The organism is Achromobacter sp. SIMBA_011, from assembly GCF_046535435.1.
GTDB lineage: Bacteria > Pseudomonadota > Gammaproteobacteria > Burkholderiales > Burkholderiaceae_B > Achromobacter > Achromobacter dolens.
The window spans coordinates 1-374 of record NZ_JAWRWN010000110.1; the positions used below are offsets into that span (position 1 = coordinate 1).

Consider the following 374-nt stretch of genomic DNA (forward strand, 5'->3'; position numbering starts at 1 on the left):
GTTCCGCCGCGAGAATGACTTCGCGAAGAATCGACCCCGAGCCCAGCAGCCGAACGCCTGCCGGCCCGTCGCCGCGCGTGCCGAACCAGCGCATGCCCTTGACGATGTCGGCATACTGCTCCGGCTCGATCGGTGCATGCGTGTAGTTCTCGTTGGTCACCGTCAAATAGTAGAACTCGTCGCACTGCTGTTCGAGCATGCGTCGCGCACCATGATCGACGATCACCGCCACTTCACCGGCAAACGCCGGATCGTAGGCACGACAGTTCGGGACCGCCGCCGCGACCACATGGCTCGTCCCGTCCTGGTGCTGCAAGCCTTCGCCGGACAGCGTCGTGCGTCCCGCCGTCGCGCCGACAAGAAAGCCACGCGCG

General features: G+C 65.5%; 1 pseudogene. It reads right to left on the bottom strand.

Features of this window, described 5'->3' with window-relative positions:
- Positions 1-374: pseudogene (locus SB816_RS30150) on the bottom strand (pyruvate dehydrogenase (acetyl-transferring), homodimeric type); the annotation flags it as partial.